At 72.4% G+C, this 20,484-nt stretch carries 22 protein-coding genes and 1 pseudogene; 11 read left to right on the forward strand and 12 right to left on the reverse strand.

Features of this window, described 5'->3' with window-relative positions; genetic code table 11:
* Positions 1–905: 905 nt before the first annotated feature.
* The 5 genes and pseudogenes from ssd (at position 906) to KIK06_RS21420 (ending at position 5,507) form a co-directional block, all read left to right on the forward strand.
* Positions 906–2,102, forward strand: a complete 1,197-nt coding sequence (gene ssd / locus KIK06_RS21400; protein WP_268644850.1) for a septum site-determining protein Ssd — start codon at positions 906–908, stop codon at positions 2,100–2,102.
* Positions 2,099–3,250, forward strand: coding sequence for a TadA family conjugal transfer-associated ATPase (locus KIK06_RS21405; RefSeq protein WP_268644851.1), 1,152 nt, complete (start codon positions 2,099–2,101; stop codon positions 3,248–3,250). The genes ssd and KIK06_RS21405 overlap by 4 nt, the downstream gene beginning before the upstream one ends.
* A 191-nt stretch (positions 3,251–3,441) precedes the next feature.
* Positions 3,442–4,080: pseudogene (locus KIK06_RS21410) on the forward strand (type II secretion system F family protein); the annotation flags it as partial.
* Between the two features lie 307 nt (positions 4,081–4,387).
* A complete protein-coding gene (locus KIK06_RS21415) occupies positions 4,388–5,101 on the forward strand; it encodes a type II secretion system F family protein (RefSeq protein ID WP_268644852.1) in 714 nt (237 codons plus the stop codon).
* Positions 5,102–5,198: 97 nt separating this feature from the next.
* Positions 5,199–5,507, forward strand: coding sequence for a hypothetical protein (locus KIK06_RS21420; RefSeq protein ID WP_268644853.1), 309 nt, complete (start codon positions 5,199–5,201; stop codon positions 5,505–5,507).
* A gap of 72 nt (positions 5,508–5,579) precedes the next feature.
* On the opposite strand, the gene KIK06_RS21425 is transcribed toward KIK06_RS21420, so the two are convergent.
* The 4 genes from KIK06_RS21425 to KIK06_RS21440 are packed head-to-tail and all read right to left on the reverse strand — an operon-like array spanning position 5,580 to position 6,911.
* On the reverse strand, positions 5,580–6,017 hold the full coding sequence (locus KIK06_RS21425) for a hypothetical protein (RefSeq protein ID WP_268644854.1): 438 nt from the start codon (positions 6,015–6,017) through the stop codon (positions 5,580–5,582).
* A complete protein-coding gene (locus KIK06_RS21430; protein ID WP_268644855.1) occupies positions 5,975–6,373 on the reverse strand; it encodes an Rv3654c family TadE-like protein in 399 nt (132 codons plus the stop codon). Before KIK06_RS21430 ends, KIK06_RS21425 begins: the two co-directional genes overlap by 43 nt.
* Positions 6,374–6,376: 3 nt before the next feature.
* On the reverse strand, positions 6,377–6,694 hold the full coding sequence (locus KIK06_RS21435; protein WP_268646104.1) for a TadE family type IV pilus minor pilin: 318 nt from the start codon (positions 6,692–6,694) through the stop codon (positions 6,377–6,379).
* A gap of 16 nt (positions 6,695–6,710) precedes the next feature.
* The gene (locus KIK06_RS21440; RefSeq protein WP_017602113.1) at positions 6,711–6,911 is read right to left on the reverse strand and encodes a DUF4244 domain-containing protein; all 201 of its coding nucleotides are present in this window, start codon (positions 6,909–6,911) and stop codon (positions 6,711–6,713) included.
* Between the two features lie 286 nt (positions 6,912–7,197).
* On the opposite strand from KIK06_RS21440, the gene KIK06_RS21445 reads away from it, so the two are divergent.
* The gene (locus KIK06_RS21445; protein ID WP_017602112.1) at positions 7,198–7,695 is read left to right on the forward strand and encodes a hypothetical protein; all 498 of its coding nucleotides are present in this window, start codon (positions 7,198–7,200) and stop codon (positions 7,693–7,695) included.
* Between the two features lie 33 nt (positions 7,696–7,728).
* On the opposite strand, the gene KIK06_RS21450 is transcribed toward KIK06_RS21445, so the two are convergent.
* Positions 7,729–10,023, reverse strand: coding sequence for a DEAD/DEAH box helicase (locus KIK06_RS21450; protein WP_268644856.1), 2,295 nt, complete (start codon positions 10,021–10,023; stop codon positions 7,729–7,731).
* A 233-nt stretch (positions 10,024–10,256) separates the two neighbouring features.
* Between KIK06_RS21450 and KIK06_RS21455 the strand changes: the two genes are divergently transcribed.
* The gene (locus KIK06_RS21455; protein WP_017602110.1) at positions 10,257–10,604 is read left to right on the forward strand and encodes an STAS domain-containing protein; all 348 of its coding nucleotides are present in this window, start codon (positions 10,257–10,259) and stop codon (positions 10,602–10,604) included.
* Between the two features lie 13 nt (positions 10,605–10,617).
* Positions 10,618–11,172 (forward strand): ATP-binding protein, encoded by a 555-nt coding sequence (locus tag KIK06_RS21460; RefSeq protein WP_017602109.1) that lies wholly within the window; start codon positions 10,618–10,620, stop codon positions 11,170–11,172.
* A 338-nt stretch (positions 11,173–11,510) separates the two neighbouring features.
* Here KIK06_RS21460 and KIK06_RS21465 read toward each other — a convergent pair whose 3' ends face one another.
* The 3 genes from KIK06_RS21465 to nth all read right to left on the reverse strand — a co-directional run bounded on the left by KIK06_RS21465 (position 11,511) and on the right by nth (position 14,257).
* Complete coding sequence (locus KIK06_RS21465) at positions 11,511–12,689, reverse strand: MarP family serine protease (protein WP_017602108.1); 1,179 nt, start codon at positions 12,687–12,689, stop codon at positions 11,511–11,513.
* Positions 12,690–12,715: 26 nt separating this feature from the next.
* Positions 12,716–13,369 (reverse strand): NUDIX hydrolase, encoded by a 654-nt coding sequence (locus tag KIK06_RS21470; protein ID WP_017602107.1) that lies wholly within the window; start codon positions 13,367–13,369, stop codon positions 12,716–12,718.
* Positions 13,370–13,513: 144 nt separating this feature from the next.
* Entirely contained in the window at positions 13,514–14,257 is a 744-nt protein-coding gene (nth, locus tag KIK06_RS21475; RefSeq protein WP_268644857.1) for an endonuclease III, read from the reverse strand.
* 292 nt (positions 14,258–14,549) lie between these two features.
* On the opposite strand from nth, the gene KIK06_RS21480 reads away from it, so the two are divergent.
* Positions 14,550–15,236 (forward strand): Crp/Fnr family transcriptional regulator, encoded by a 687-nt coding sequence (locus tag KIK06_RS21480; RefSeq protein ID WP_017602105.1) that lies wholly within the window; start codon positions 14,550–14,552, stop codon positions 15,234–15,236.
* Positions 15,237–15,312: 76 nt separating this feature from the next.
* Here the strand turns inward: KIK06_RS21480 and KIK06_RS21485 are convergent, their stop codons facing one another.
* The 4 genes from KIK06_RS21485 to KIK06_RS21500 all read right to left on the reverse strand — a co-directional run bounded on the left by KIK06_RS21485 (position 15,313) and on the right by KIK06_RS21500 (position 17,826).
* Positions 15,313–16,119: an MBL fold metallo-hydrolase gene (locus tag KIK06_RS21485; protein ID WP_268644858.1), complete on the reverse strand. Its 807-nt coding sequence runs from the start codon at positions 16,117–16,119 to the stop codon at positions 15,313–15,315.
* Between the two features lie 107 nt (positions 16,120–16,226).
* Positions 16,227–17,111, reverse strand: a complete 885-nt coding sequence (locus KIK06_RS21490; RefSeq protein ID WP_268644859.1) for an NUDIX hydrolase — start codon at positions 17,109–17,111, stop codon at positions 16,227–16,229.
* Positions 17,112–17,188: 77 nt separating this feature from the next.
* Positions 17,189–17,653, reverse strand: coding sequence for a RidA family protein (locus tag KIK06_RS21495; RefSeq protein WP_268644860.1), 465 nt, complete (start codon positions 17,651–17,653; stop codon positions 17,189–17,191).
* Complete coding sequence (locus KIK06_RS21500) at positions 17,653–17,826, reverse strand: DUF4177 domain-containing protein (RefSeq protein WP_013156298.1); 174 nt, start codon at positions 17,824–17,826, stop codon at positions 17,653–17,655. The genes KIK06_RS21495 and KIK06_RS21500 overlap by 1 nt, the downstream gene beginning before the upstream one ends.
* A gap of 170 nt (positions 17,827–17,996) precedes the next feature.
* Here KIK06_RS21500 and KIK06_RS21505 point away from each other — a divergent pair, with 170 nt between their 5' ends.
* Both KIK06_RS21505 and KIK06_RS21510 read left to right on the forward strand, forming a co-directional pair.
* Positions 17,997–19,040, forward strand: a complete 1,044-nt coding sequence (locus KIK06_RS21505; protein ID WP_268644861.1) for an ArsA-related P-loop ATPase — start codon at positions 17,997–17,999, stop codon at positions 19,038–19,040.
* Positions 19,037–20,182 carry an ArsA family ATPase gene (locus KIK06_RS21510; protein WP_268644862.1) on the forward strand — a complete coding sequence of 382 codons (1,146 nt, stop codon included), beginning with the start codon at positions 19,037–19,039 and terminating at the stop codon, positions 20,180–20,182. The genes KIK06_RS21505 and KIK06_RS21510 overlap by 4 nt, the downstream gene beginning before the upstream one ends.
* The last annotated feature ends 302 nt before the right edge of the window (positions 20,183–20,484 follow it).

The raw sequence follows: 20,484 nt of genomic DNA on the forward strand, positions 1-20,484 counted from the left end.
TGCGTGACCGAGCGGATCCGAAACTCCAGAGTTCACGGGGTCGTTCATTTACCGACCAGTAGTCATCGTGGGATACCAGTTCGGTCACGCTTGTTCGCGGCCGAATGTTTCGGGATTGCTTCACGCAGATGAGGGCATGCGCGAACGGCGCCCCGCCTCCTCTTGCGGGGCGCCGCCTCCGGCGCGTCCCACCGGGTTAGCAAGCATCCATTTTTCTAGTCTGACCAGGCCGTTCAACCTCAAGTCTGGCCTAGACAGCCCTTACCGGGCCGAGTGGTGCGTGGGTTCCCAGCTGCCGCGTCGGGGTGGATCTTCGCCACCAACCTGCTTTCTTTCTACGGCTCGGTTCATCCTCCGAAAAGACGGTTGACCCAAGTTTTTCTCATCGATTCCCGAACCGATACACGGAGGCGCGTGGTAACGTCGTCACCGGCGTTCGATCGAGGGCCAGCCACGCCACAACGGCTCAAGGCGGAATCCCCACTGAGCGGCTGTTGTCCCGACACATTCCGTGTCCCGTCGGCGTGATCGCTCCTCGGAGAACGAGTACGTTTCCAGGTCCTTCGGTGGTCGTGGGGCGCTGTCCCCGCGAACCCTCCCGGAGAGCGGACCCGGTCCTATCCCCCCCCAGGACCGGCCCCGAGGAGACGGCTCCCCTCTCCCCCTGCGGGGGCCGTCACCGCGTCCGCTCCACTCGCCTGTCGGGTAGGGATGCGTGTCCGCCCCCGTAAGCACGCATCCCTCCCGTCGGGTGTGTGGCCTGACGCCCCCGGGCGCGCGGCGGAGGCCCTCCGGGAAGGCGCTGATCGCCGCCCGGCGGAGTTGTCCACAGATACGGATCGGGTCTTTCGGGACGGATCTCGTTCGGCGATGGTCGAGGTGAACCCCTCGACCTCGGAGACGCCATGGACGCCCGGTCCCGCCCCCTGCTCGCCACCGACGACCCCATCCTGCTCGACGACCTGCTGAGGCTGGCCACGGCCGCGTCCGTCGAGGTCGCAGTCGCACGCTCGGCGGTTCAGGCCCTGCGCTCCTGGTCGCGGGCCCCGCTGGTGGTCGTCGGCGCCGACCTGCTCCCGCCTCTGGCCACGGCCGACGCTCCGCCGCACCCCCGGGCCGTGGTCGTGACGCGGGACCACGGCCCGGCTCCCGGTGTCGGCGAGGCCTCGGCCGACACCGCCGACGGTGAGCCGGGACGCCCCGGAGCCACGTTCGCGGTCCCGTCGCCCGGTGGACCCGCGATGGACCGACGACCGCCCCTGTGCCTCCCGGGGGACGAGTCGGAGCTCGTGGACCTCCTGGCCGGAGCGGCCGCACGGGGTCACCCCCCGGCTCCGACGGTGGCGGTCATGGGCGGTCGGGGCGGTGCCGGGGCCACCCTGACCGCGGTCGCCCTCGCCTTGGCCGGCGCGCGCGGTGGACGGGACACCGCGCTCCTGGACGCCGATCCGCTCGGCTGCGGACCGGACGTCTACCTCGGGTGCGACCTCGCCGCTCCGGCCGATCCCGGACACCGGACCGGATGGGACGACCTCCTCCACCGCGACGGCCGGGTGCGCTGGCACGACCTGCGCTCCGGCCTGCCCGGCGCGCTCGGCGTCTGCGTGCTCACCTGGTCCCGTCGTCCCGACGCCTCCGGCGACGGCGCCCCCGGGATCGACGTCACCGAACGCGACGCGCTACCCGTCGACACGGCCCGGGCGGCCCTCGGCTCCGCCCGGGAGGGCACCGGACTGGTCGTGGTCGACCTCCCGCGGTCCTTCGACTCCGCCACCACCGAGTTCCTGAACCGGGCCGATCGCGTCCACGTCGTCGTCCCGGCGGACGTGCCGTCCGTGGTCGCCGCCTCCCGGGTGGCGCCCCGCCTGCGGGCGGAGGCGCCGGGGGTGAGCGCCGTCGTCATCGGCGCCGGAGGAGAGCTGACGGCCGACGTGATCGCCCGCACGCTGGGACTGCCGCTCGGCGCCGACCTGCCGCGGGAGCCGGGCCTGGCGCGGCTCCTGGCCGCCGGCCGGACCCCGGCCCGACACCGCAGGTCCCCGCTCGCCCGGTTCGCGGACCGCGTCGTGGCGGAACTGCCCGTAGTGGAACCGGTCCGGTGAACGCCCTGCTGGAGGCGGTGCGCGACCGCCTGGTCGAGTCGGGCGGACCGGTGAGTCGGGCCGCCGTGGCCGCGGCGCTGCGCGAGGAGGGCGGTGTCCTGGGGGACGCCGAACTGCTCGCCCTGACCCGGCGGCTCGCCGCCGAGTTGTCCGGCGCGGGGCCGTTGGAGGACCTGCTGACCTCCGGGGTCACCGACGTCCTGGTCAACGGACCGGACGAGGTGTGGGTCGACGACGGTGACGGGCTGCGGCGCGCCGGGGTCCGGTTCGCGTCGGCGGAGGAGGTGCGTCGACTCGCCCAACGGCTGGCCGCCCAGGCCGGGCGGCGACTGGACGCGGCCGTCCCCTACGTCGACGCGCACCTGCCGAACGGGGCACGACTGCACGCGGTACTGCCTCCGGTGGCCCCGGAGGGGGCGTGCGTGTCGCTGCGGCTGCCGCCCCGTCGGGTGTTCGACCTGGGGCGGCTGACCGAGTGCGGAACGCTCACCCCACGCGGCGCGGCCCTGCTCCGGGCGGTGGTGCGCGCACGGGTGCCGTTCCTGATCAGCGGCGGCGCGGGGACCGGAAAGACCACGTTGCTGTCCTCGCTGCTCTCGTTGGTCGGTCCCGCTGAGCGCGTGGTCCTGGCCGAGGACTCCCCCGAGCTACGTCCCGAGCATCCGCACGTGGTCCGTCTGCGGACCCGTCCGGCCAACATCGAGGGCAGCGGGGAGGTCCCCCTGTCCGTCCTGGTGCGTCAGGCGCTCCGGATGCGCCCGGACCGGCTGGTGGTCGGCGAGGTGCGCGGGCCGGAGATCGTCTCGCTCCTGGCGGCCATGAACACGGGCCATGAGGGTGGCGCCAGCAGCCTCCACGCCAACGGCGCCGAGGACGTCCCGGCCCGGGTGGAGGCGCTGGGTTGCGCGGCCGGGCTCACCCGGGACGCGGTGCACAGCCAGCTGGCCGCCACCCGCGCGCTCGTGATCCACCTCGTCCGGGACACCGCGGGACGTCGGCTCGCCGAGGTCCGGGTGCTGCGCCGGGGAGGCGACGGGGTGGTGGAGGCGCTGCCCGCCGTCGCCTTCACCCCCGAGGGGGGCTGCCATGAGTTCCCCGGCGCGGAGGCGCTGGCGGACCGGTTGGGCGGGGGGTGGCCGAGCTCATGACCGTCCTGCTGCTCTGTGTGGTCGCACTGGTCCTGTTGGCTCTCGTGCCCGATCCCAGACGGGACCGCCTGTCACGGGCGTGCCCGGCCCAGGAGCCCGGACCGGAGTGGTCCGGGCCAGGCGGACCTGGGTGGACGGCCCCTGCGGTCGGCCCGTCTCGGTCACGGGGACCAGGGACGGAGCTTCACGGGATCGGCCGGTCACGATCACGAAGGTCAGAGGTGGAACCGGCGCGACGGGCTCCGGGTCGGTTCGGGGATCCGCTCCGACCGTGGGTCCGCGCCCTGGTCCGGCGGATCGTCCGCGCCCTGGCCCACCGCCGCGAGGGGTCGCGGCGCCGTCGCGCGGTGGTCGTGCTGTGCCGGATCCTGGCCGCGGAGCTGCGTGCCGGGCAGCCTCCCGACGAGGCGCTGCGCGTGTCGGCGGCGCAGGCGGGACCCTCGGTGGCCGGGCTCCGCGACGCGGCGTCGATGCGCGCCGCCGCCGACCGCGATCCCGACCTGTGGGCGCTGGCCTACCTCGCCGCGTGCTGGGAGGTCTGCGCCGAGACCGGGGCCGGGCTGGCAGGGGTGGTCGACGCCCTGGCCGAGGAACTGACGGCGCATGAGGAGCAACGGTCAGAGGTCGCGGCCAGGACCGCCGGGCCCCGCACCACGGCGATCGTGCTGGGTGGGCTTCCCCTGGTGGGCCTGCTGATGTCGGCGGGGCTGGGCGGTTCACCCCTGGTGTTCCTGTTCACCACACCGGTGGGCCTGGGGTGTCTGGTGGGCGGGGCGGCCCTGGACCTGCTCGGGGCCTGGTGGACGTTGCGCATGGTGCGCGGCGCCGTGGACGCGGGCGAGGAACGGTCCCGGGGATCACCTCCGCCCCGCGGACCCGCGGCACGCCCGGGCGTGCCCGCGACACCTGCGCGAGCAGGACCCGCATGGAGCGGGAGCGTCGCAGGGCGGACCCGTATGAGACGGGACCCGCGCGGAGGAGACCCGACGTGAGCCGGACACGGCACGCAGGAGAAGCGGAGACGAACCGGAGCGAGGAGAGAACGACACGAGGCGGCACTGGCGCGGAAGCGACACGAAGCGGGAGCGGTGTGAGCGGGAGCCGCATGAGGCGGAAGCAGCGTGAGGAAGGGGATGGATGTTCGAGGCGGCCACGGTGGTCCTCGGGACCGCCGCCGTATGGGTGCTCATGGGTGGGAGTCCGGTCCACCGGATCCGCGGCCCGCGTCCGATTCCCCGTCCTTCTCGGGCGAGGGCACGGATCCGCCGCGCCGCGCCGGTCCTGGCCGGTGCGGCGGGGACCGTCGTCGCCCTCGCGCTACTCGGCCTCCCGGGAGGTGCCGTGGCGGCGGCCACCTGTGCCGGTCTGTGGATCCGGCGCCGCCGTCACCGTAGGCGGGCGGTCGACCCTCCGGTGACGACGGACCTTCCCGTGGCGGTGGGCCTGCTCGCCTCGGGGGTCCGCGCGGGGGCGGCCGTTCCGTCGTGCCTGTCCGCAGTGGCCCGGTCGACGGGCGGACGGCTGGGGGAGGAGCTGGCGCTGGTCGCGGAGCGGCTGCGGTTGGGGGCCGACCCCGCCACCGCCTGGCGGAGTCCCGCCCTCCCGGAGTCGTTGACCGCCGTCGGCCGTGACCTCGCGCGGGCGGCGGACACCGGAGCACCGGTCGCCGACCTGCTGGACCGGCACGCGGCGGATCTGCGACGCGCGTCGCGTGCGCGGGCTCTGGCACGGATGGAGCGGCTCGGGGTCCTCGTCGTGGCTCCGCTGGGTCTGTGCTTCCTGCCCGCCTTCGTACTGATCGGCATCGTCCCCATGGCGGCCGAACTCCTGGCCGGCGCGCTCGGCGGCTGACCGCACCGCCTCCGACCGCCCGTGACCCACCACAGGCAGGGGGCTCGGTGACCTTCCCCGGCCGAGCCCCCACCACACGAACAGCCAGGAGCCACCCGTGCCCCACGCAACCCGGCAAGACCACGCGCCCCTCCCCGACGCGTTCGCCGTTCCGCACCGCTCGCCACCGTTCGCTCCCTCGCGGTTCCGGTCTCACCGCCAGGCGAACGCCACCGGCCCCGACGACCTGTCGGAGCTGGCCGAGGCCATCCGTGCCCTCCTCCACCACCGCCCCGGCCTCGGCCACCCCACGATCCCGAACGGCAGGACCCCGCCGATGCCCACGCTCGTCACCGACCTGCTCATCGCCCTGGCCGAGGTCCACCGGCTCACCCTGACCATCGACGCCCTCCGCACCGGCCCCTGACCCGCTCCGTGCGGGACACCGCGCGGCAGGAGGTGCCGGAGGGCGGCCACGGCCCGGGCGGGCGCGTCCCGTCTAGGACTCGTTCTCGCACAGCCCGTCGATGATGTCGTCGAGGACGAGCGTGCGGTCGCGAACCGACATCAGGGTGAGCTCCTTGAGCGCGGGACGGGTGTCGACCCGCTCGCCACGCGCTCCCTCGACCATGCACACCCGCATGCAGTGCTGGGTGGTGGCCTGCCAGAAGTCGCGCTCGTCGATGGGGGCGATGCTGTAGACCGTGGCCGGGTAGCGGGGCGGGCGGCTCGGCGAGTACCACTGCTCGACCCGTGCGAGCACGAACCCGGTGATCAGGGAGTCGAACACCCCGCCCGCCGCGAGGTCGGCCACCGCCTCGCGGTCCCCCTCGGCCCGGCACTCGGAGCAGCAGGCCAGTTCCGCCCGCAGCAGCCATCGGGCCCGGGCGTGGCTCACCTCGGAGTTCTTGAGTGTGCTCGGGTGTCGGTGTCCCATAGATCAGCAGGGTACGGCCGAACCGGGCCGGCGCGGGCCCGGGCGGTGACGGTCCGCTCCAGCACGGACGAGGGGACCGAGACCGCCACCTCGACGGTCAGGCCGGTGACGACGCACGAGACCAGCGCACCTCCGTTGGCCTCGGCGACGGCCCGGCCCCGGTCGCAGGACCGGTCCGTTCCGTCCACCGCCCCGGCCGCGGCCGCCAGCGCGGCGAGGTCGGCGGCGGTGGCGGCCCGGTCCCGGTCCAACCGGGCGGCCGCGGTGAGCAGCACGGTGAGGACGGCCAGCCAGAGCAGCGCGCACACCCCCACCGTCCAGACCGTGGCGGAACCGGTGTCGTGGGTGACGCGCACGGATCACACCCCCGGTTCCAGCGGGACGGCCGCGTTCCCGACCACCTCGACCGGCGGACCGATCACCGGGCCGATCCGCAGCTCGGCCCGGACGGTCACCCGCACCGTCCCGGCCTCGCGGACCAACCGCACGTCGGCGGTGTCGGGGGCGGCGGACAGCGCCAGCTCACGCGCCCTGTGGTCGGTCTCGCCCCGTGCGAGGGCACGGGCTCCCACGCGCGCGGCGTCGGCGCACGCCAGCTGGGCGGCGGCCACCGTGACCCCGCCGAGCAGCACGGACAGGACGAGCAGCAATGAGGGGAGCACCATGGCGGTCTCCATGGTGACCGAGCCCCGGTCAGACACCGGAGCTGAGCGCGTCGACGACGAGGTTGGTGAGGACGTCGTTCACGGTGTCACCGGTGAGGATGGCGTACAGGACACCAGCGAAGGCGACCGCGGAGACAGCGCACAGGGCGTACTCGGCCGTGGTCACCCCCCGGTCGTCGGCGGGGACCCGGGTGACATCCGCGCCCCCGTCGACCACGTTCGTGGTCATCCCGTGATCGGTGGGGACTCGAGGTCGGACGAGTGGACACGCGGCAACAGGCATGGGACCTCCCGGGGCGGGGGGTGACGGAGCGTCAACCCTCTCCCACCAGGGTCCGCCGGGCGGGGGGTCGACGAAAGACCCATCCACAGCCTGTGGACAACCGCCCCGGCGCGCCACACTCCTCCGCCCGGCGGCGGCCACGCGTCTGGGACACCGCACCGACCGGACCTGGCGGGCCACGTCCGTCGGCCATCGGGAACGCCGCCGAGGACCGAGCGCCTAGGGTTCCCGCATGGCTCCACACGCGATCCCCATCGGCCTGAGTGATCGGCTCTCCCACATCGACGAGGCCCTCGCCACCCCGTTCCCCACGCGGAGCGTCGGGAACGGCCCGCACGTCTCCGGCCCCGGCTTCCACCTGTCGACACTCGCCCTCAGCCGGGACTTCTGGGAGGACCGGTCGCCGGAGATCGTCGACGCCGCCCTGGCCTCGGTCGAGGCGGAGCGGGATCAGGTCGTCGCGGCACTCGCGCGCAGATGGGGACCCGCCCAGCGATTGGACACGGCCACCTTCAGGGACGTCGTCGACGAGGGAGAACCGATCCCCGACCACTTCCACGAACTGTCCTACGCCGTGGACGATCCGCCGTTCTGGCGACACCGTCCCATCGACCGCTGGCTCGGGCTGGCCATCGTCCAACACGACAGCGAACTGCCGTTCCTCCTGTACGCGGTGGTCGGGGCGGAGTCGGACCTCGACGCCGTGTCGGCCGTTTCTCCCCGTGGATGATGGAGTCGGAGTGTCCACAGGCTGTGGAAGGTTTCATTCCTCAGCCACGTCCAGGACCTCGTCCAGCAGTCTCAGGGCCCCGGACTTGCTCAGCGGCTCGTTCCCGGTCCCGCACTTCGGCGACTGGATGCACGAGGGGCACCCCTGGTCGCACTCGCAGTCGGCGATCACGTCGCGGGTCGCGGCCAGCCACTCGCGTGCGGCCGCGAAGCCCCGTTCGGCGAAGCCCGCACCGCCCTGGTACCCGTCGTAGACGAAGACCGTCAGCCTTCCCGTGTCGGTGTGCACGGAGGTGGACACCCCGCCGATGTCCGACCGGTCGCAGGTGGCCAACAGCGGCAGCAGTCCGATCGACGCGTGTTCGGCCGCGTGCGCCGCGCCCAGTAGGCCCACGTCGGCCTCACGCAGCCGCTCCTCGCCCTCGCGCGGCAGCGTCCACCACACGGCGCGCGTGTGCAGCGTCCGCTCCGGCAGGTCCAGGGGCTGCTCTCCCAGGACCGCCCCCGTCCGCACGTCCCGCTTGAGGAAGCCCACCACCCGGCGGGCCACCTCGACCTCCCCGAAGTACACGGCCGCCCCGCTGGGCCAGGACTCCTTCCGACGGACCGACCGCACCGTGATGTCCGTGGTGTCGCGCGCCCACGTGCTGTAGGGGGGCTCCGCCTGGTGCACGAGGGCGACCCCCTCCCCCAGGTCGAGGTCGTCGACGAGGTAGGTGGTTCCCTGGTGCAGGTACACCGCGCCGGGGTGCACGGTGCCGTGTGCCGCCGCCTCGTCGATCTCGCCGAGCAGCTGCCCGCTGCCGGTGTCGACGATCTGCACCGGCGGGCCGCCCGCTCCCCGGATATCGGCCATGTCACTCGCGCGTTCGTTGCTCGTCCAGAACCAGCCCCTCGGGCGCTTCCTCAGAAGTTTTCCTGAGACGAGTTCACCGAGCAGCTCCTCGGTCGTCGGACCGAACAGAGTGAAGTCGTCCCGGGTGATCGGGAGTTCCTGGGCCGCCGCGCACAGGTGTGGACCGAGGATGTGCGGGTTTTCCGGATCAAGAACCGTCGCCTCTACGGACCGACCGAAAATGGCCTCCGGGTGGTGGGCCAGATAGGTGTCCAGTGGGTCGTCGCGGGCGATGAACACCGCGAGCGCGTCCTCACCGCGCCGTCCCGCGCGGCCGGCCTGCTGCCACAGCGAGGCCAGTGTCCCCGGCCACCCCGCGATGAGCACGGCGTCCAGGCCGCTGATGTCCACCCCGAGTTCGAGGGCGTTGGTCGTCGCCAGACCGAGGATCCTCCCCGACCGCAGCGACTCCTCCAGTTCCCTGCGCTCCGACGCCAGGTAGCCGCCCCGGTAGGCGGCCACACGCGCGGCCAGGTCGTGCTCACCCCTCTCGGACAGCAGCCGTTGGGTGGTCAGCGCGACCACCTCCGCCCCCTGCCGGGAGCGCACGAAGACGAGCGTACGGACCCCGTCCCGCACCAGGTCAGCGAGCATCTCCGCAGCCTGCGACGACGCCGTCCGCCGCACCGGGGCGCCCTGCTCACCCGTCATCTCGGTCAGCTCCGGCTCCACGAGCGCCACGGACATCCCCGCACGGGGTGAACCGTCCTCGGTGACCTCCGCGACCGGAACCCCCGTGAGTCGGCTCGCGCTCTCGCCGGGGCTTCCGGAGGTGGCCGAGGCCAGCACGAACACCGGCTCGGACCGGTACCGGGCACAGATCCGGCGCAGCCGCCGCAGGATCAGCGCGACGTGCGAACCGAACACCCCCCGGTACCGGTGCGCCTCGTCGATCACCACGTACCGCAGCCTGCGCAGGAAGCGCGACCACGCCCCGTGCCGGGGCAGGACGCCGTGGTGCAGCATGTCCGGATTGGTCAGGACGTAGTTGCCGTGCTCACGTACCCACGAACGCTCCTCCGGCCGCGTGTCCCCGTCGTAGACCGCCGCCCGCACGCCCGGAAGTCCGAGGTCCGATATCCACCGCAGCTGGTCCTGGGCGAGCGCCTTGGTCGGGGAGAGATAGAGCACGGTCCCACCCGAGTCAACCGCGTCCACCGCGGGCATAAGGAAGGCAAGCGACTTTCCCGAGGCGGTACCCGTGGCTATGATCACATCACTGCCCGAGCGTGCGAGGTCGGCCGCGGCGGCCTGGTGGGACCACGGACCCGTGATCCCCCGTGCCGCGAGGCGTTCGACCAGGTGGGGCGCGGTCCACCCCGGCCACTCCCCGCTCGCCCCGTCGCCCGGGGCCACACGTTCGATATGGGTCACCCGCGGGTACCGGGTATCGTCACGCCACACATCGGGGAGCACGGGCTCCGATCGCCTCATCCGAGACCCCTCCTCACTGGACACGTTCCCGACCCACGATCCTCCCGGCGAGGGGTGTGGCACTGGGGGACATCGGTTTCAGTGTGGCATCCGGGGGAAGAGTGGCGCGGTGTCACCGTTTTTCTGCTCATCGCAGGAAGACACACTCTGTACCCGTGGTTGAATGCGTGCTGGTGGGGTAACGCCCGGCAGAAGACCATTCGCGTTATACGCGGTTCGGCGCTGGAGGACTAGTGGACCTGAAGCTTGATCATTACACCGAGGGCGACACCGAGGTCGTTGTCGTTGAGGGTGAGATCGATGTCTATACCGCGCCCCGGCTCCGCGAGCTGCTGATCGACCTGGTCAACAAGGGCAACTTCCACCTCGTGGTCAACATGGAGAAGGTGGAGTTCCTGGACTCGACGGGCCTCGGCGTGCTCGTGGGCGGGCTCAAGCGCGTCCGCGCGCACAACGGGACGCTCGCCCTGGTCTGCACCCAGGAGCGCATCCTCAAGATCTTCCGGATCACCGGCCTGACCAAGGTGTTCGGTATCCACGACTCGGTGCAGGAAGCCATCGACAAGCGCCCCGAGAAGTAGTCCAGAGCGAGCGATGGCAACCATCACGCTGACGATCAGCGCGCTCCCGGCACACGTGCGGACGGCGCGGCTCATGGCCGCGACCGTCGCACGGCGGGCCGGTATCGCCGCGACAGCGATCGACGAGATCAGGCTGGCGGTCGGTGAGGCGTGTTCTCGGGCGGTGGCCGCGCACAAGCTGCACTGCCCGACACAGCCGATCCTGCTCCAGCTGATCGACGGTGCCGGCGCCGAGTCCACGGCGAAGGCCGATGGTGGCACGCCCGGTCGCGTCCTGCGCGCCAACGGCAACGCCACACAGCGTTTCGAGGTCGTCGTCTCCGACCGTGCCCCGGCCAAGGACACGGAGGAGTCGACCAATCACACGAGCCCCCTGCTCGACGGGCTCTTCCTCGACGGTGACGAGACCCCTCCAGGCGGGATCTCGGGGTTCTCCCCGGGCCTCGGCCTGGCGGTGATCACCGGCCTCGCGGACGAGGTGCGCATCGATCCCAGCGACCAGGGCACGATCGTGCGGATGAGCTGGCCGGTGGCGGCCGAGCGGGCACACGACCCCAGCTCCAACTAGATTCGCGAACCCGATCGGGGGGCGTCTCCGGCCGGAGACGCCCCCCGTCGCCGTCCCACGGCGACGGGGAGGCCCCGGAAGACACCGCCCGGGGCCTGTTCCTCGGAACGCTCACCCGAGGGGTGTCGTTCGCACACGGGCCGAAGCGAGGCGGCAGGCCCCGAAGGACACCGCTAGGGCGTGTGCCGTGGATGCTGCCCGTAGCGAGCGGCGCATCCGGTGCGGCTCTCGCAAGGCCGAAGAAGGAGTCAGCCCGGGGTTGGCTGTCGACTGATGAGAACGCCGCGAGAGTTGTGCCGGGGCGTCGCGCAGCAGGGTACGTGTCCGCGGAACACGCCCTAGTCGCAGACCTCCGACGAGACCTCGGAGTCGGCCTCCAGGCCCGCGCTCGCGTTGGCGGCGACCTCGTCGGCGGTGAGCACGTACCCCGTCTCGTCCTCGTTGGTCGCGGCGGCGAACACCACGCCGTAGACGGTCCCGTCGGGCGCCAGCAGCGGACCCCCGGAGTTGCCGGGGCGCACCACGGCCCGCACCTGGTAGATCTCCCGGCTCACCTGCTGGGAGTGGTAGAAGTCGGGTCCCTGCGCCGTCTGACGGGCCCTCACGCGCGCTGGGACGGCCGTGAAGCCGCTGTTGCGGGGGAACCCGGCCACGACCGCGTCGTCGCCCTGCTCGGCGGCTCCGTTGAACTCCAGCGGCTCCAGCTCCAATCCCGGCACGTCGAGGACGGCCAGATCCTGCTGGGCGTCGAACAGCACCAGGGTCGCCTCCAACTGGTGCCCGTCCCTCGTGACCACCCGCAGGTCCTCGGTGACCCCGGCGACCACGTGGGCATTGGTCATGATCCGGTCCTCGCCGTACACGAAGCCGGTCCCCTCCACCCGGCGCTGGCAGGCGGGCGCCGTTCCCAGCACCTTGACCACGCTGCGGCTGGCGTCGATCAGCTCCGATGTGGTGAGCACGTCGGGGTCGGGCGGCTCCACCTCGGCCAGCTCACCGGTGCCCAGACCACTGAACACCTGCGGGAAGTCACTCTGGTCGACGATCCGCCGGAAGGTCAGGAACCCGCCCCGGGCCGACTCCGGCATCACCGCGTCGACCGACTGGAGGACACGCGAGTCCCGCACCTGTCCGGCCACGAACGGCAGCGCCGAGTTGGCGACCGTGCTTCCGATGAACCACGCCACCAGCAGCACCGACAGCCCGCTGACGACGGCCCCGCCCATGGCGTCCAGGACCCGCGCCGAGTCCCACGTGACACGGTTCCGTACCAGGGTCCCCAGGTAGGAGAACAGGAACTGGCCCAGTGCCGCGGACAGGAACACCACCGCGATCGCCACCAGCGCCTGTCGCCCGGGGTCCACCACCCATTCCTGGATGTGGGTCGGGGCCGTCAGCGCGGCGAGGACGCCGCCGCCGATGAACCCCGAGAAGCTGAAGACCCCGACGATGAACCCCTGCCGGTAGCCGGTCACGGCGAACAGCAGCAGCAGGACGATCAGGATGACGTCCAGCACGGTCCCCTCCCCTCCCAGAGTGAGCGCTACCCGACCGGGCGCAGGCCGTGCGGGGTCGCTTCGAACATGTCGGTGAGACCCTCACGGCGCCACGGAAGTTCCCATCCGCCCAGCACGAGCAGACTGTCCACGATCGCTCCGGTGAATCCCCACACGAGCATGCCGTCGACACGGAAGCCCGGACCCCAGCGAGGGCCCTCGCCGTAGCGCACCTCGACCCGGTTCTCCGGAGCGGCCAGGTCGGCGACGGGGACCCGCGAGACCGCCGCGACCTCGCCCAGGTCCACGGGGCGCACCTCGCACGGCTCGCGCCACCACCCCAGGACGGGCACGACGCGAAAGTCGCTGTACCGCAGGTACAACTCGGGAAGGCGGCCGACGACGTCGATCCCGACCGGGTCGGCGCCGGTCTCCTCGGCGGCCTCGCGCAGCGCGGCGGCCTCGGGCGAGACGTCCGCGGCCTCGATCCGGCCGCCCGGGAAGGCGGGCTGTCCGGCGTGCCTGCGCAGGCCGTCGTTGCGCTGGATCAGGAGCAGGTCCGGCCCCTGGGGCCCCTCACCGAACAGGATGAGAACGGCGGACTCGCGCCCGCCGGTCTCCGGCGGGCGCATGGGTCGGGGCACGGGCATCGTCCTGGCCGAGTCCGCGAGCGCGGTGAGCCAGTGCGGTGTCGAGTTCATGAAGGGAACCTGTTCCAGGGGCCGAGAGCGCCGTCGTGTGGGTGGGGAGGGAGAGGGCCGGTCGCCCCGGGGACGAGGAGTGTGCGCTCGCCCACGTGATCAGGGTACAAACCGCCGTCCGATCCCCACGGGAGTCACAACGCGTCAGGCGAACGAACGCATCCGCAGCAGCTTGGTCGCGGTGGCCTCGTCCGTGGGCCCCTCGCCGTAGGACGGGCACCAGCGAGCCAGACCGCACGCGCCGCACGCCGGTCTGCGGGCGTGGCAGACGCGGCGCCCGTGCCACACGACGCGGTGGGACAGCATGGTCCAGTCCTTGCGCGGGAAGAGCTCCCCGATCGCGTGCTCGACCTTCACCGGGTCCTGCTCGTCGGTCCACCCGAAGCGTCGGACGAGCCTCCCGAAGTGCGTGTCCACGGTGATTCCCGGCACATCGAAGGCGTTACCAAGCAGTACGTTTGCCGTCTTCCTTCCTACACCGGATAGTTTGACCAGGTCCGCGAGGTTTCCCGGAACCTCGCCGCCGTGTCGCTCGCACAGCGCCTGCCCCAGCCCGATGAGGCTGTTGGCCTTGGCCCGGAAGAAACCGGTCGACCGGATCATCTCCTCCAACTCCTCACGACGGGCCGACGCGTAGGCCTCGGCGTCGGGGTAGCGCGCGAAGAGGGCGGGGGTGACCTGGTTGACCCGCTTGTCCGTGCACTGGGCGGACAGGATCGTCGCGACCAGGAGTTCGAGCGGGGTCGTGAAGTTCAGTTCGCAGTGCGCGTCCGGGTACAGCTCGACGAGCTCCCGGTACATCCGGCGGGCGCGGCGCACCAACGCGAGCCGGCTCTCCCCCGTCGGAGTGGTCGGCGCCGCGGTGCTGTCTGGTGTCTCACGGGGCATCGTCACAGGGTAGGCGCACGGCGGCCCGGGTGCCCGTGCCGACCGGGGAGGGGACACGCTCCTTGGCGGGATCCACTGACACGGTGCGCCAGTGACCGAGATTATGTAACCAATGTCCGATGACACGGCGCGGACCGCCCTGATACGGGTCGATGCGGACTAAGATCTCTTGGGCTGACGTCGGCTGTTGTGGGCTCGTGGTCTCCCGGCGGACAAGCCGAGGTAACGACCTGGTTTCACACCCGGGTGCGATATACGTCACACTGTTGGCGGTCAGGTTTTAGGAGGACGTGTGGTGGACGAGATCAACGAAGTACTGCGGAAGGCCCCCCTCTTCGAGGCCCTGGACGAGGAGGACACGGCCGGACTCCGCGCCTCGGTCAACGAGGTACGACTCGGCCGCGGCCAGACCCTCTTCAGCGAGGGGGACGAGGGTGACCGGCTGTACGTGATCCTCAGTGGGAAGGTGAAGCTGACCCGCACGGCCGTGGACGGCCGCGAGAACCTGCTGGGCGTGCTCGGCCCGAGCGAGATGTTCGGTGAGTTGTCGCTGTTCGACCCGCGTCCGCGCACCGCGAGCGCCGTCGCCGTCACGGACTCCGTGCTCGCCGGGCTGGGCCACGACGACCTGCGCCCCTTCCTCTCCAGCCGCCCGCACGTGTCGCTCCAGCTGCTCAAGTCGCTGGCCGCCCGTCTGCGCCGGACCAACGACGTGATGGCCGACCTGGTCTTCACGGACGTGCCCGGCCGTGTGGCCAAGGCCCTCCTGGAGCTCGCCGACAAGTTCGGCAAGGAGGGCGAGGACGGTCTGCACGTCCACCACGACCTCACTCAGGAGGAGCTCGCGCAGCTCGTCGGCGCCTCCCGCGAGACGGTGAACAAGGCGCTCGCCGAGTTCGCCCTGCGTGGATGGTTGCGGATCGAGGCCAAGGCCGTCGTCCTGCTGGACGTCGAGCGCATGCGCCGCCGCGCGCGCTAGGAGCGCTGGACACCGCGTGGCCGCTCACCCTGGAGGGGGTGGGCGGCCGCGGTCGTTCCCGGAGCCATAGCGCCTCCTACGACTCGACCTCCGCGGACAGCTCATCGCGCACCGCCAGGTAACGCAACTGCGCCCGCACCGACGAGCCCGCGGCGCCGCGAATCTGCTCCGAGATGTCCGGATAGACCCGGTCGATGATCTCCTCCACCCTGGTCGCACCCGCGCGAAGGGCCGACCGGACCTGGTCCAGGCGCGACTCGCGGTGGTCGATGTAGGAGCTCAGCACCGACACCGGTGAGGACAGGATCGGGCCGTGGCCCGGCAGGATCGTCCGCACCTGGTGCTCACGCGCGATGTCCCGCAACCGGTACAGCGAATCCATGTAGGGACCGAGCCCGTCGTCGCCGTCGATCACCGGCGTACCGTGCCCCAGCACCGTGTCGCCCGTCAGCAGCGCGTTGTCGGACTCCAGCAGCAGGCAGATCGAGTCGTCCGTGTGCCCCGGCGTCGTGATCACCCGCACCGACAGCCCGTCCACGGTGAGCACCTCGCCGTCGACCAGCCCGGCGCCGCCGACGCGCATCTCCGGGTCGACCGCGTGCACGGGGGCGCCCGTCAGCTCGGAGAAGTAGCGGCCTCCCTCGGTGTGGTCCGGGTGCCGGTGGGTCACGATCGCCATGAGGACCTGTGCGCCCTGTTCCTGCACCGTCCGCGCCACCCGTTCCAGGTGGCGCTCGTCGTGCGGCCCGGGGTCCACGACCACCACGCCGCGCGCACCGGGCTCCCGAAGGATCCAGGTGTTGGTTCCCTCCAACGTCATCGGGCCGGGGTTGGGGCACAGCACGCAGCTGGCGCGCAGCGTCCCGGAACCGTCGATCCTCATCGCACCTCGCTTCGCTCGCCGGTACCGGACCGGTCCGGAGGGGACGGCCACGGGACGCGGCGCGTCCGTCCGCACCAGTGCGGGCCACACCGTGACGTGGGGACCCCTCAGGGGGTCGCGTCGGGCTTCGGAAGGGGGTAGTGGGCCCCGTCCGGGGTCACGATCCGGGTCTGACCGTCGACATCCCGAACGTCCGGTTCAATGGGGACGATATCCCGTCGCGCCTCGCGTACACCTTCCAGGGTGCGACAGGCGGCCAGCTCGGCGCAGGAGACCACCGTGGGCGGCAGCATCGGCATCCGCCCGGCGGCGTTCTCCGCGGCGACCCGCGCCGGGTCGGTCCAGCGGGTCAGGTCGGCCTCACCGCCCACGTTCCGGGACTCCTGCCCGGGGGGCAGTTCGGCGGCGAAGAACCAGGTGTCGAAGCGGCGCGACTGCACCCTCGGCGTGACCCAGCGCGACCAGGCCCGCAGCCACTCCGAACGCACGACCAGCCCGCGCCGGGAGAGCACCTCGGTGAAGGAGTGGGAGCGGTCGACCAGCCCCCGCCGGTCCCGCTCCCACTCCTCCGTCGCGGTGTCGAGGGTGATGGCCGGCGCGCCGGCCGCCTCGGGCCCACTGGCCAGGAGGACCCCGGTCTCCTCGAAGGTCTCCCTGACCGCGGCGCACACCAGGGCGCGCGCCATCGGCACGTCGGTGCCCAGGACGCGGGCCCACTCGGCCGGGGACGGCCCGGTCCAGGGCAGGTCACCGTCGGCGTCGCGCTGGTCCACGATCCCGCCGGGGAACACGTAGGCGCCCGGGGCGAAGCCCATGGAACGGACCCTGCGCATGAGCAGGACCTCCATGTCCCGCCCGGCGGCCGGAACCCGGCCAGTGCCGGCCGCCCCGGCGCCGGCCCGCTCCGCACCGGCCCGCGCGGGTCGGAGCAGCATCACGGTGGCGGCGGGCCTGGCCTCGGTACCGCCCCTGAACGCGGACTGTTCGGCCATCGGCGCACCCTCCTGGTCTGTCTCGGGGCCGGTGGCCGCGCCACGGACCCGCTCCCCATCACGGCCGGACCGTCCGGTCAGCGGACCTCGACGATCATGTCCAGCTCGACCGGCGCGTCCAGCGGCAGCGCGGTCACGCCGACGGCGCTGCGCGCGTGCACCCCGGCGTCGCCGAAGACCCGGCCGACCAGGTCGCTGGCGCCGTTGATCACTCCGGGCTGGCCGGTGAAGTCCGGCGTGCTCGCCACGAACCCGGTCAGCTTCACGACGCGGACCACCCTGGACAGGTCGCCGATCTCGGCGCGGACCGCGGCGATGCCGTTGAGCGCGCACCGGGCGGCCAGCTCCTGGGCGGTCTCCGGAGTGACCTCGGCGCCGACCTTGCCCGTGGCCGGCAGCTCACCGTCGACCAGGGGCAGCTGCCCGGACACGTACACGTGGTCGCCGGAGCGGACCGTCGGCGTGTACGAGGCGAGCGGAGGCACGACGTCGGGCAGGGTCAGCCCCAGCTCGGCGACGCGTTCCTCGGGAGTGGCGGTCATCAGAGTTCTCGCTTCATGTAGGCGACGTACTGCTGGTTGCGCGGGTCGGTGCCCTCGGGAAGCGGAGCGGGCACGACGGAGACGAGCTCCCAGCCGTCCGCACCCCAGTTGTCCAGGATCTGCTTGGTGGCGTGCGACAGCAGAGCCACCGTCTGGTACTCCCACTTGCTCATGATGTACTCCCCCATCCGGAACCGGCGGCCCACCGGGGTGTGGCGGGGCCGCACGTCAACGCCGCCACCTTACTCACCCGGCGGATCGCACGCGTCCACCGCCGGCGCCCCGGCACGGTTCCCCCGACGTGCCCGGTCGCGGGGGTCGGCACGGACGTAGACTCCGTGGGGTGAACGAGGCTGAGTTCGGACCGGGGCGCCCTCGGGAGCCCCGTGCCGGGGTGCGACTGCACATCGTCACCGGCAAGGGCGGGACGGGTAAGACCACGGTGGCCACGGCGCTGGCCATGGCCCTGGCCTCGCGCGGCGGCCGCGTCCTCCTGGTCGAGGTCGAGGGGCGACAGGGAGTGGCGACCCTCCTCGGACACCCCGCGCTGCCGTACGAGGAGCGGGAGTTGATCCCCCTGCCGAGCGGCGGGCGGGTGTGCGTCCTGGCCGCCGACGCCGAATCGGCGCTGCTGGAGTACCTGGAGCTGTTCTACGGGATGCGGCGCGCCGGACAGGCGCTGAACCGGCTGGGCGCCGTCGACTTCGCGACCACGATCGCCCCCGGACTGCGCGACGTCCTGCTGACCGGCAAGGCCACCGAGGCCGTCCGCCGCCGCGTCGGCGCGCGCCGACGGGCCGCGGACAGCGCCTCCGCGCCCTTCCACTACGACGCCGTCGTCATGGACGCGCCGCCCACCGGCCGGATCGGCCGGTTCCTCAACGTCAACTCGGAGGTGGCCGGCCTGGCCCGTGTGGGTCCGGTCCGCGACCACGCCGACAAGGTCATGTCGGTCATCCGCTCCCCCCGGACCCGGGTGCACTTCGTGACCCTGCTGGAGGAGATGCCCGCGCAGGAGACCCTGGACGGGATCGCCGAGATCAACGCCCTGGGGCTGCGCGTGGGATCGGTGGTCGTCAACATGGCGCGTCCGCCCCTGCTGGGGGAGGACGACCTGGCCGCCACCGCGAACGGCGGGCTGGACAAGGCGGAACTCGTCTCCGGGCTGAAGGCGGCCGGGCTGTCCGACGTCGACGGCCTGGCGGCGGCACTGTCCGACGAGGTCCGGGCACACGCGCTGCGGGTGCGGCTGGAGCACCGGACACGGGCCCGTCTGGCGGAACTGGGGCGGCCCGTGGTGGAACTCCCCCACCTGGAGGGCGGTGTGGACCGCTCCGCGCTGGACGGACTGGCGGAGACTCTGGGGGAACAGGGGATGGACCGGTGACCGCGACGCACGCGCCCTCCGCGCCCCGTCTGGACGTGGACGCGCTCATCGACTCTCCGGAGACCCGGATCATCGTGTGCTGCGGCGCGGGTGGGGTCGGGAAGACCACGACGGCCGCCGCTCTGGGGCTGCGCGCGGCCGAACGGGGACGGCGGGCGGTGGTGATCACCGTGGACCCGGCCCGGAGGCTGGCTCAGTCACTGGGCCTGGAGTCCCTGGACAACGCGCCGCGCCCGGTTCCGCTCCCCGAGGGGACGCCGGGCGGCCTGCACGCGATGATGCTCGACATGAAGCGGACGTTCGACGAGGTCGTCGAGGAGCACGCCGACCCCGAACGCGCGCGCCAGATCCTGGCCAACCCCTTCTACCAAACGCTCTCCACCAGCTTCTCCGGAACGCAGGAGTACATGGCGATGGAGAAGCTGGGCCAGCTCCGCCAGTCGGGCGAGTGGGACCTGATCGTGGTGGACACACCGCCCAGCCGGTCGGCACTCGACTTCCTGGACGCCCCCAAGCGGTTGGGGCGGTTCCTGGACGGCAGGTTGATCCGGTTCCTCAGCGCTCCGGCGAGCACGGGCGCGTTCCGGTTTCTGGGAGCCGGGGTCAACCTGGTGACCTCCGCCGTGAACAAGGTGGTGGGCGCCCAACTCCTCAGCGACCTGCGCTCGTTCGTCTCGGCCTTCGACACCGTCTTCGGCGGTTTCCAGGCGCGAGCGGAGCGGACCTACCGGCTGCTCCAGGCGCCGGGGACGGCGTTCGTGGTGGTGACGGTGCCCGACACGGACGCCCTGCGCGAGGCCTCCTACTTCGTCGACCGCCTGGCGGCCGACGGGATGCCGCTGGCGGGGCTGGTGGTCAACCGCGCCCATCCCCTGCCGGACGGGGCGGGCGCGCGCCTGACGGCCGCGGAGGCGGTCAGGGCGGAGACGGCGCTGCGCGACGCGGGCACGCATCCGCTGGCGTCGGCCGCGCTGCGGTTGCACGCGGAGCGGGTCCGCACACGCGAGCACGAGGCCCGGCTGCGCGACCGCATGCTGTCCCACCACCGCGGGATCCGGGTGGCCGAGGTGGCCGCGCTCCCGGAGGACGTGCACGACCTGGCGGGGCTGCGGACCATCGGCGCGGCCCTCGCGGACGGGTGACCCGGGGGTCCGACGGGCCGGGACGGACACCGGTCGTCGGATGGGGCGGACGTCGCGAACGGCGGCGCGTCCCAGCCGTTACCTGATCGTATGAAACCGGACACCAGGGGAGGCGAACCCCGCCATCGACCATCGCGTCCCACCTCATAAGGCCCGCTCGAACCAAGCCACACGGAGGGGCCCGCGCCCTCGGAGCCGGGGGCCCGGGAGAGCGAACCGCGCCCCCGTTCGGGGACGTTGGGCGTGACAAGATGACCCGGAGGCGTCGCCCGGACCCCCGACGGGCGATTCGACACGGCTAC

This window comes from Nocardiopsis sp. EMB25, assembly GCF_026797795.1.
Lineage (GTDB): Bacteria > Actinomycetota > Actinomycetes > Streptosporangiales > Streptosporangiaceae > Nocardiopsis > Nocardiopsis lucentensis.

Bases quoted from the DNA above. Each gene is read 5' to 3' on its own strand.
- nth (WP_268644857.1), bottom strand. From the start codon at position 14,257: ATGCCCCGTGAGACACCAGACAGCACCGCGGCGCCGACCACTCCGACG.
- KIK06_RS21435 (WP_268646104.1), bottom strand. From the start codon at position 6,694: ATGGAGACCGCCATGGTGCTCCCCTCATTGCTGCTCGTCCTGTCCGTG.
- ssd (WP_268644850.1), top strand. From the start codon at position 906: ATGGACGCCCGGTCCCGCCCCCTGCTCGCCACCGACGACCCCATCCTG.
- KIK06_RS21445 (WP_017602112.1), top strand. From the start codon at position 7,198: ATGGCTCCACACGCGATCCCCATCGGCCTGAGTGATCGGCTCTCCCAC.
- KIK06_RS21460 (WP_017602109.1), top strand. From the start codon at position 10,618: ATGGCAACCATCACGCTGACGATCAGCGCGCTCCCGGCACACGTGCGG.
- KIK06_RS21490 (WP_268644859.1), bottom strand. From the start codon at position 17,111: ATGGCCGAACAGTCCGCGTTCAGGGGCGGTACCGAGGCCAGGCCCGCC.
- KIK06_RS21500 (WP_013156298.1), bottom strand. From the start codon at position 17,826: ATGAGCAAGTGGGAGTACCAGACGGTGGCTCTGCTGTCGCACGCCACC.
- KIK06_RS21450 (WP_268644856.1), bottom strand. From the start codon at position 10,023: ATGAGGCGATCGGAGCCCGTGCTCCCCGATGTGTGGCGTGACGATACC.
- KIK06_RS21415 (WP_268644852.1), top strand. From the start codon at position 4,388: ATGTTCGAGGCGGCCACGGTGGTCCTCGGGACCGCCGCCGTATGGGTG.
- KIK06_RS21425 (WP_268644854.1), bottom strand. From the start codon at position 6,017: ATGGGACACCGACACCCGAGCACACTCAAGAACTCCGAGGTGAGCCAC.
- KIK06_RS21495 (WP_268644860.1), bottom strand. From the start codon at position 17,653: ATGACCGCCACTCCCGAGGAACGCGTCGCCGAGCTGGGGCTGACCCTG.
- KIK06_RS21485 (WP_268644858.1), bottom strand. From the start codon at position 16,119: ATGAGGATCGACGGTTCCGGGACGCTGCGCGCCAGCTGCGTGCTGTGC.
- KIK06_RS21470 (WP_017602107.1), bottom strand. From the start codon at position 13,369: ATGAACTCGACACCGCACTGGCTCACCGCGCTCGCGGACTCGGCCAGG.
- KIK06_RS21440 (WP_017602113.1), bottom strand. From the start codon at position 6,911: ATGACCACGAACGTGGTCGACGGGGGCGCGGATGTCACCCGGGTCCCC.